Source organism: Vibrio sp. MED222, from assembly GCF_000153005.1.
GTDB classification, from domain to species: Bacteria; Pseudomonadota; Gammaproteobacteria; order Enterobacterales; family Vibrionaceae; genus Vibrio; species Vibrio tasmaniensis_A.
Map to the genome: position 1 here is coordinate 255421 of NZ_CH902607.1, position 10285 is coordinate 265705.

The 10285-nt window shown below is 44.4% G+C and carries 7 protein-coding genes; 3 read left to right on the top strand and 4 right to left on the bottom strand.

Annotated elements, in window-relative coordinates:
- Positions 1-2: 2 nt before the first annotated feature.
- The 4 genes from MED222_RS13670 to MED222_RS13655 form a co-directional block, all read right to left on the bottom strand.
- Positions 3-1772: a sodium:solute symporter family protein gene (locus tag MED222_RS13670; RefSeq protein ID WP_009846515.1), complete on the bottom strand. Its 1770-nt coding sequence runs from the start codon at positions 1770-1772 to the stop codon at positions 3-5.
- A gap of 396 nt (positions 1773-2168) precedes the next feature.
- On the bottom strand, positions 2169-2795 hold the full coding sequence (locus MED222_RS13665; protein WP_009846516.1) for a bifunctional 4-hydroxy-2-oxoglutarate aldolase/2-dehydro-3-deoxy-phosphogluconate aldolase: 627 nt from the start codon (positions 2793-2795) through the stop codon (positions 2169-2171).
- Positions 2796-2868: 73 nt separating this feature from the next.
- Positions 2869-3801 carry a sugar kinase gene (locus MED222_RS13660; RefSeq protein WP_009846517.1) on the bottom strand — a complete coding sequence of 311 codons (933 nt, stop codon included), beginning with the start codon at positions 3799-3801 and terminating at the stop codon, positions 2869-2871.
- 34 nt (positions 3802-3835) lie between these two features.
- Complete coding sequence (locus MED222_RS13655) at positions 3836-4171, bottom strand: cupin domain-containing protein (RefSeq protein ID WP_009846518.1); 336 nt, start codon at positions 4169-4171, stop codon at positions 3836-3838.
- A 332-nt stretch (positions 4172-4503) separates the two neighbouring features.
- On the opposite strand from MED222_RS13655, the gene MED222_RS13650 reads away from it, so the two are divergent.
- The 3 genes from MED222_RS13650 to MED222_RS22625 all read left to right on the top strand — a co-directional run.
- On the top strand, positions 4504-6702 hold the full coding sequence (locus tag MED222_RS13650; protein WP_009846519.1) for a heparinase II/III domain-containing protein: 2199 nt from the start codon (positions 4504-4506) through the stop codon (positions 6700-6702).
- Positions 6703-6704: 2 nt separating this feature from the next.
- On the top strand, positions 6705-8858 hold the full coding sequence (locus tag MED222_RS13645) for a heparinase II/III domain-containing protein (RefSeq protein ID WP_009846520.1): 2154 nt from the start codon (positions 6705-6707) through the stop codon (positions 8856-8858).
- Positions 8859-10036: 1178 nt separating this feature from the next.
- On the top strand, positions 10037-10285 hold a 249-nt coding region (locus MED222_RS22625; protein ID WP_009846521.1), incomplete at its 3' end, for an NAD(P)-binding domain-containing protein.

Genomic DNA, 10285 nt, shown 5'->3' on the forward strand with positions numbered 1-10285 from the left:
TACTATTTGAGAATCGCTCCATCATTTAGCTTTTTTGCAGGGTTTTTGGCCGCATTAACCAGTAGGATACCAACGGTTAGTACCATCGAACCACATAGTAGGAACAACAAGCGTCCTGTTGGTTCGTTTGGAATCAGAGCCATTGCTAGGATACCGAAACCTGCTGTGCTGATAAGCTTACCAAGCATTGAACGCTGTTTAGTATCTAGGTTTTGTTGCTCTTCACCTTCCGCTACTAATGGTGTGTTCCAGTTAGTGAATAGTTGGTCAACTTCTTTCTCACGTTCAGGCGATAGGCCTTTGTAGAAGCGAGAAGTTAGCATGAAGTAACCACCAGTAAACACTACGTGAGCAGCTAAGCTAAGACCTACTTTCAAGTCGCTCCATTCACGGCCAGTAAGCGCTGTTTCCATACCGAATAGGTGCTCGATGTCTTCTGCTTGAAGCGAGATACCGAAGATGTAAGAAACGAAACCACCAACCACGAGAGTAGACCAACCAGCCCAGTCAGGCGTCTTACGAATCCACATACCAAGTAGTACAGGGATAAGCATTGGGAAGCCAATTAACGCACCTACGTTCATTACGATATCGAACAAGCTCAAGTGACGTAGAGAGTTAATGAACAAGCCAATCGCGATGATGATAACACCCATCATAATAGTCGTTAGCTTACTTACAATAACCAGCTCTTTCTGAGTCGCATTTTGACGAAGAATCGGGCTGTAGAAGTTCATTACAAAGATGCCAGCGTTACGGTTCAAACCTGAATCCATAGAAGACATCGTTGCAGCGAACATTGCTGACATAAGAAGACCAACCATACCTGCTGGCATTACGTTCTGTACGAATGCTAGGTAAGCAGCATCACCCGCTTTATCACCCATTGAAGCGTACTCTAATGCGAACTCAGGCATGAATGCACTTACGTACCATGGTGGTAGGAACCAAATTAGTGGACCAACAACCATAAGGATACATGCTAGGCCTGCCGCTTTACGTGCGTTTTCACTGTCTTTTGCACATAGGTAACGGTAAGCGTTGATGCTGTTGTTCATTACACCGAATTGCTTCACGAAGATGAACACAACCCAAAGGATGAAGATGCTCATGTAGTTTAGGTTGTTACCTAACATGAAGTCGCCGTCGAAGTTAGCAACAATGTTAGTTAAGCCACCACCGTGGAAGTAAGCCGCAACCGCACAAGTGATTGTCACGGCCATGATTACAAGCATTTGCATGAAGTCAGAAGCAACAACCGCCCAAGAGCCGCCTGTTACTGCCATCAATACTAGAACCATACCCGTTACCACAATGGTTGCTTCCATTGGGATGTTGAATACAGCAGCTACGAAGATAGCGAGACCGTTTAGCCAGATACCTGCAGAGATAAGACTGTCAGGCATACCTGCCCATGTGAAGAACTGTTCAGACGTTTTACCAAAGCGTTGACGAATGGCTTCGATCGCCGTTACCACACGAAGTTGGCGGAACTTTGGAGCGAAGTACATATAGTTCATGAAGTAGCCAAAAGCATTGGCTAAGAATAGGATTACAATAACGAAACCGTCATTGAACGCGCGTCCTGCGGCACCTGTAAACGTCCATGCTGAAAACTGTGTCATGAAGGCGGTTGCACCAACCATCCACCACAACATTTTGCCGCCCCCTCTGAAGTAATCACTTGTAGAGGTGGTGAACTTACGGAACATCCAACCAATCGCGATTAAAAAGAAGAAGTAGGCGAGAACAACAAAAGTATCAATAGTCATCTTTTCAGCCTTTTAAGTTTCATAATTAACTGACACCTAGATTACTCCTTCCGCATGTTTATTTGTACTACAATATGTCTTTAGCGTGATCTGGGGCGCATGTTTATTTCATCATAGATGGCACTTAAAGCCGTTTAAGAGCTTAATTTTTTGCAATTATTTCAAACTTCATCGTTGTCGTCGGATAAATTCTTGAAAGTAAGTATTTAAAATAATAATACAAATATCCGTATGGTTATAGGGATTAGTTGAGCGAGCGTGTTGATTGAGAAGTGACAAAACTCTAATAAGTATGGTTAAAAATAAAATAGGTGTGTCCACTTTATATCACGTAATAAAAAAGCGAGCACAGAGCTCGCTTTCGTCGTTGAACAAGTGCAGCCGGTTAACGCGAACCTATCTATTGACTAGCTCGACAGCGTCACGAACAAGCTTGCCTAGTTCGTCCCACTTACCTTCGTCGATAAGGTTAGTTGGAACCATCCAAGTACCGCCACACGCAAGAACAGAAGGGATCGATAGGTATTCATCTACATTCTTCAAGCTTACGCCACCAGTAGGCATAAATTTAACAGGGTAAACCGCTGTTAGTGCTTTAAGCATACCTGTACCGCCAGAAGGCTCAGCAGGAAAGAACTTCAACGTGCGAAGGCCCATTTCCATTGCTTGTTCAACTAGGCTTGGGTTGTTAACACCCGGTACAATTGCGACACCTTTATCGATACAGTATTGAACTGTACGAGGGTTAAAACCTGGGCTTACGATGAAATCAACGCCAGCTTCGATAGATGCGTCAACTTGCTCGTTAGTCAGTACAGTACCTGAACCGATTAGCATGTCTGGGAATTCTTTACGCATGATGCGAATCGCTTCGATTGCACATTCTGTACGCAGTGTGATTTCTGCACATGGCATGCCGTTTTCAACCAGTGCCTTGCCTAGGGGGATGGCATCTTCAGCACGGTTGATAGCGATTACAGGGATTACTTTTAGGTTTGCTAGTTGTTCATTTAATGTAGTCATGAATTCTTTCTCACGTTAATAATGGGTCTGCTTTCAACTAAGCAAACCCTTGATTAATAGTTAAAGTGCGCAATTATAGAGACAAATCAGGGGTCGCTTCTAGAGGAATGATAGCACCTGGATGCTGAATCACAGTCCCTGCCACAATGTGACCTGCTAATGCTGCATCACGCGCATTGCCACCGCTCAAGCGTTTAGCCAAGAAGCCTGCACTGAACGAATCGCCAGCCGCTGTTGTATCAACGATGCTGTCTACTGGGTTTGGTGCAACGTACTGAGCACTTTGGCTTTCAACCACTAGGCAGTCTTTCGCGCCACGCTTAATGATGATCTCTTTCACACCAGACTCAGACGTACGTGCAATACACTGTTCAATGCTTTCGTCACCGTACAGCTCTTGCTCGTCATCGAACGTCAGTAGCGCTGTGTCGGTGTACTTAAGCATCTTCAAGTACCAAGAAATCGCTTCTTGTTGGCTTTCCCAAAGTTTTGGACGAAAGTTATTGTCGAAGAATACTTGGCCGCCTTGAGCTTTGAATTTGTCTAAGAAGCTGAATAGCTGTGCGCGTCCGTTCTCTGTCAAGATAGCAAGCGTAATACCACTTAGGTAAACCGCGTCAAAAGAAAATAGCTTATCAAGTAGAGCAGGCGTGTCTTGCTGGTCAAACATGAATTTTGCTGCAGCATCATTACGCCAGTAGTGGAAACTGCGTTCACCAGTTTCATCGGTCTCGATGTAGTAAAGCCCTGGTTGTTTGTGATCAAGCTGAGCAATTAAGCTAGTGTCGATACCTTCCGCTTGCCACTTTTCTAACATGTCGGTACTGAATGGGTCAGTGCCTAGTGCTGTTACGTAGCTCGTGTTGATATCTTGCTCTTTTGTTAAGCGAGACAAGTAAAGTGCTGTATTCAGTGTATCGCCACCAAAACTCTGCTGAAGCCCGTCTTGTTTCTGTTGTAGCTCAACCATGCACTCGCCAATGACCGCGATGTTTAATGATTTCATATGCTTACCTTAGCAACTGAGATTGCGCTAGTTATTATTTTAGGAAATCTTCACGCGCAGGATTGAAGATATCAAGAAGGATGCTGTCTTGCTCTAGAGCAACGGCGCCGTGCATCATGTGTTTACGCGCGAAGTAAGCATCGCCTTCTTTAAGCACTTTCTTTTCACCTTCGATTTCAGCTTCGAAGCTACCACGAACAACATAACCGATTTGGTCGTGAATTTCGTGAGTATGAGGATGGCCAATTGCGCCCTTATCAAAACATAGGTGTACAGCCATAAGATCGTCAGTGTACGCGACGATTTTACGCTTGATACCACCGCCCAATTCTTCCCATGGGTTTTCATCTAGAATAAAGAAAGAGTTCATTGTGTATCTCCTAATCTGTTTAAATCTTTTAAGTGTTACTTAACTGTGTTCATCATAAGGGAATGAGGTTAATTGTAATACAATATATCTAGCGTTGTGTGATATTGATCAAGCGATACTTTATATAGCGCAAATAAATCAACAACTTAACAAATGCCTGATATTTAGTGTTATCCATTCATATCAATGACTTATGCGGGTTTATGTGATTCTGCTCATCATTTTGCGACGAACAGGTACAATTAAAGCTAATATTGTATTACTTTATATGGAGTTTGAAAATTTAATCAAAGTTTAAACCGATAAACTCTTTATTGAGGGTGACAAAGAATATGACGACTAAACCAGTATTGTTGACTGAAGCAGAAATAGAGCAACTTCACCTTGAAGTGGGCCGTTCTAGCTTAATGGGCAAAACCATTGCAGCGAACGCGAAAGACCTAGAAGCGTTCATGTGCTTACCTATTGATGTTCCTGGTCACGGAGAAGCGGGTGGTTACGAGCATAACCGCCATAAGCAAAACTACACGTACATGAACTTAGCTGGTCGCATGTTCTTGATCACTAAAGAGCAAAAGTACGCTGACTTTGTTACAGAACTACTAGAAGAGTACGCGGACAAATATCTAACGTTTGATTACCACGTACAGAAAAACACTAACCCTACAGGTCGTTTGTTCCACCAAATCTTGAACGAACACTGCTGGTTAATGTTCTCAAGCTTGGCTTACTCTTGTGTTGCTTCAACACTGACACAAGAGCAGCGTGACAACATTGAATCGCGCATTTTCGAACCAATGCTAGAAATGTTTACGGTTAAATACGCACACGACTTCGACCGCATTCACAACCACGGTATTTGGGCAGTAGCCGCTGTGGGTATCTGTGGTCTTGCTCTAGGCAAGCGCGAGTACCTTGAAATGTCAGTGTACGGCATCGACCGTAACGATACTGGCGGCTTTCTAGCTCAAATTTCTCAGCTGTTTGCACCTTCTGGTTATTACATGGAAGGTCCTTACTACCACCGTTACGCGATTCGCCCAACATGTGTTTTCGCTGAAGTCATTCACCGTCATATGCCTGAAGTAGATATCTACAACTACAAAGGCGGCGTGATTGGTAACACAGTACAAGCCATGCTGGCGACAGCGTATCCGAACGGTGAATTCCCGGCATTAAATGATGCGTCTCGCACAATGGGTATCACAGACATGGGTGTTCAGGTTGCAGTCAGTGTTTACAGTAAGCACTACTCTTCAGCTGAGGGTGTTGACCAAAACATTCTTGGTATGGCGAAGATTCAAGACGCAGTATGGATGCACCCATGTGGTCTTGAGTTATCTAAAGCATACGAAGCGGCTTCTGCTGAAAAAGAAATCGGCATGCCTTTCTGGCCAAGTGTTGAATTGAACGAAGGCCCTGAAGGTCACAACGGCGCGCAAGGTTTTATCCGCATGCAGGATAAGAAAGGCGACGTTTCTCAGTTAGTGATGAACTACGGCCAACACGGCATGGGTCACGGCAACTTCGATACGCTGGGTATTTCTTTCTTCAACCGCGGTCAAGAAGTACTACGTGAATACGGCTTCTGCCGTTGGGTGAACGTTGAGCCAAAATTCGGCGGTCGTTACCTAGATGAAAACAAATCTTACGCACGTCAAACGATTGCTCATAATGCAGTAACCATTGATGAAAAATGTCAGAATAACTTTGACGTTGAGCGTGCAGACTCAGTACACGGCTTGCCTCACTTCTTTAAAGTAGAAGGCGAGCAAATCAACGGCATGAGTGCATTTGCTAACGATCACTACCAAGGTTTTGACATGCAACGCAGCGTGTTCATGTTAAACCTTGAAGAGCTTGAATCTCCGCTATTGTTAGACCTTTACCGCTTAGATTCTACAAAAGGCGGCGAAGGCGAGCACCAATTTGATTACTCTCATCAATATGAAGGTCAAATTGTTCGCACTAACTTCGAATACCAAGCGAACAAAGAGTTAAACACGCTGGGCAGCGATTTCGGTTATCAACACTTATGGAACGTCGCAAGTGGTGAAGTCAAGGGCACAGCACTTGTGAGCTGGCTACAAAACAACACGTACTACACTTGGCTAGGCGCAACGTCTAACGACAATGCTGAAGTTGTCTTTACTCGCACTGGTGCTAACGATCCAAGCTTCAACCTACGTTCAGAGCCTGCATTCATTTTACGTAGCAAAGGCGAAACAACACTGTTCGCTTCTGTTCTAGAAACGCACGGTTACTTTAACGAAGAGTTCGAACAATCAGTAAATGCTCGCGGCGTTGTGAAAGACATCAAGGTTGTAGCGCATACAAACGTCGGTTCAGTCGTCGAAATCACCACAGAGAAGTCAAATGTGACAGTGATGATCAGCAACCAACTTGGCGCGACTGAGAGCACTGAACACAAAGTAGAACTGAACGGTAAAGTATACAGCTGGACAGGCTTCTACTCAGTAGAAACAATTTTAAACCCAGAATTAGCAAGCACAGCAGAGCAGGGGAAATAATAATGAGCTATCAACCACTTTTACTTAACTTTGAGGAAGCAGCAGAGCTTCGTAAAGAACTTGGCAAGGATAGCCTTTTAGGTAACGCACTGACTCGCGATATTAAACAAACTGACGCTTACATGGCGGAAGTTGGCATTGAAGTTCCAGGTCACGGTGAAGGCGGCGGCTACGAACATAACCGTCATAAACAAAACTACATCCACATGGATCTAGCGGGTCGTTTGTTCCTTATCACTGAGGAAACAAAGTACCGTGATTACATCGTTGATATGTTAACTGCGTACGCGACGGTGTACCCAACACTTGAAAGTAACGTAAGCCGTGACTCTAACCCTCCGGGTAAGCTGTTCCACCAAACGTTGAACGAAAACATGTGGATGCTTTACGCTTCTTGTGCGTACAGCTGCATCTACCACACCATTTCTGAAGAACAAAAGCGTCTGATTGAAGACGATCTTCTTAAGCAAATGATCGAAATGTTTGTTGTTACTTACGCACACGACTTCGATATCGTACACAACCACGGTTTATGGGCAGTGGCTGCAGTCGGTATCTGTGGTTACGCAATCAACGATCAAGAGTCAGTAGACAAAGCGCTTTACGGCCTGAAACTCGACAAAGTAAGCGGAGGTTTCTTAGCACAACTTGACCAACTGTTTTCGCCAGACGGCTACTACATGGAAGGTCCTTACTACCACCGTTTCTCACTACGTCCAATCTACTTGTTCGCAGAAGCGATTGAACGTCGTCAGCCAGATCTTGGTATTTACGAATTCAACGACTCAGTGATCAAGACAACGTCTTACGCGGTATTTAAAACGGCATTCCCAGACGGTACATTGCCAGCTCTGAACGATTCATCGAAGACGATTTCTATTAACGATGAAGGCGTTATTATGGCAACGTCTGTGTGTTACCACCGCTATGAGCAGACTGAAACTTTACTTGGTATGGCTAATCACCAACAAGATGTTTGGGTCCATGCTTCAGGTAAAACGCTATCTGACGCTGTCAATGCAGCAGACGACATCAAAGCATTCAACTGGGGTAGCCTGTTTGTAACGGACGGCCCTGAAGGCGAAAAAGGCGGCGTAAGCATTCTTCGTCACCGTGACGAACAAGACGACGACACGATGGCGTTGATTTGGTTTGGGCAACACGGCAGCGATCACCAATACCACTCTGCACTAGACCATGGTCACTACGATGGGCTACACCTAAGCGTATTCAACCGTGGCCACGAAGTGCTGCACGATTACGGCTTCGGTCGCTGGGTAAACGTTGAGCCTAAGTTTGGCGGTCGTTACATCCCAGAGAACAAGTCTTACTGTAAGCAGACAGTTGCTCACAACACAGTAACGGTTGATCAGAAAACACAGAACAACTTCGATACGGCATTGGCTGAATCTAAGTTTGGTCAGAAGCACTTCTTCGTAGCAGACGACCAGTCTCTGCAAGGTATGAGCGGCACAATTTCTGAGTACTACACCGGCGTAGACATGCAACGCAGCGTGATTCTTGCTGAACTTCCTGAGTTCGAGAAGCCACTAGTTATAGATGTATACCGCATCGAAGCTGACGCTGAACACCAGTACGACCTACCCGTTCACCACTCGGGTCAAATCATCCGTACTGACTTCGACTACAACATCGAAAGTACGCTGAAGCCGCTAGGTGAAGACAACGGTTACCAGCACTTATGGAACGTTGCTTCAGGCAAAGTGAACCAAGAGGGCTCTCTGGTGAGCTGGCTACATGACAGCAGCTACTACAGCCTAGTAACCAGCGCGAATGCGGGCAGTGAAGTAATCTTTGCTCGCACTGGTGCTAACGATCCAGACTTTAACCTTAAGAGTGAGCCTGCGCTTATCTTACGTCAGTCTGGTCAAAACCACGTGTTTGCTTCTGTACTAGAAACGCATGGTTACTTTAACGAGTCTATCGAAGCCTCTGTAGGCGCTCGTGGTCTGGTTAAATCAGTGTCTGTTGTGGGCCATAACAGTGTCGGGACTGTTGTTCGCATTCAGACTACTTCTGGTAACACTTACCATTACGGCATTTCAAACCAAGCTGAAGACACGCAGCAAGCAACTCACACAGTTGAGTTCGCGGGTGAGACATACTCGTGGGAAGGGTCATTTGCTCAACTGTAAATGATTAACATACATGCTGTTTAACGAGGGCATGTATTGATGTGGTGCTTTGCGGGAACGAAGCATCATATTGAAATTCAGTCGTGATTGAAAAATCGTATCGTTGATACCAACAACGACTGAAACATCGGAAATAAGTCAAACCGAGTAACTCGTTGCGAGTTGCTCGGTTTTTTTATTCGTGTGGTTTGAGGGTGAGATCGTTTGAATTAATTGGGTTCAATTTACATCTGATGTTTAGGGTTGATGACTAGGGTTGATGACTAGGGGCTGTTGACCTTTCGTGGTTAAGTTTTGTTCGAGATAAAATCGTTTTAGGCGCGGCGAAGAGTATGTAGCCTAGTCATTCTAAGCAAATATTCTTCAACAAAGCATAAAACGATTTTAGCCGAACCCTCGGGCAGCTCTTGTGGTTCATTTCTACAGCGTTATCGGCTTTTCATGTAGGCCTGCTACACGTCAAAGCCTCTTCCTTGTATAAATTTTCCACAAGATGCTGCAAAACCCAGCTCGAAAGATCAACAGCCCCTAAATTTAGAGAAACGTTCAACTCTGCAGCGGCGCATTGACAACGAAACGATTTAACAAAATGAACGTTGTTATCTGGTTCTACGAGTATTGTGACGATAACTTCCAATGACTTTTAGAACTTATAAGTAATACAATTGGTGGTATTATATTGTTCGAAATTTATTACTTACTGGATAAGGTTGTTGAAAAATGACAGTGTTTTTGCCGCATTATTCTTGACTCGGCAAGTTCTTGTTGTGAGCTACTCTAGTACCTTTAGGGGGCAGGGAAAGGTGTCAGACGCTTTGATTTATTGGGGGGAACTTTAAGAGTGTGCCTGACTCATTTTTCTTTGGTCAGAACGATAGGAATGTACACTAATTAAACCTATCAAGCTTTATCTGTAAGTGATTTACTGATTCGTATCCGGTTAGATATTGTCGGATATGAAGGACGAAAGACTGAGTTGCTATCTGATTTGTCACTTATTAATCACAAGACCTATTCTTTGGGTTTATATGAGGCCAATTCGATAAGTGATGTCAGTATCCGCATTCGAAATTCATGCGCTGGATCACGCACGAAAGTCCTAAAACGGTTGCCTTAGGGGATTCGGCTAGTTATTATAATGAGCATATAATCATACAATAACATATTTGGAGTTGAACATGACTAAACCTGTAATCGGTTTCATTGGCCTAGGTCTTATGGGCGGCAACATGGTTGAAAACCTGCAAACACGCGGTTACCACGTAAACGTAATGGATCTAAGCGAAGAAGCGATGGCTCGTGTTACTGCTCGTGGCAATGCTACAGCTTTCACTTCCGCTAAAGAGCTTGCAGCTGCAAGTGATATTGTTCAGTTTTGCTCTTACCACCTTACTGCTGTTGTTGAAAAAATCGTTTACGGCGAAGAC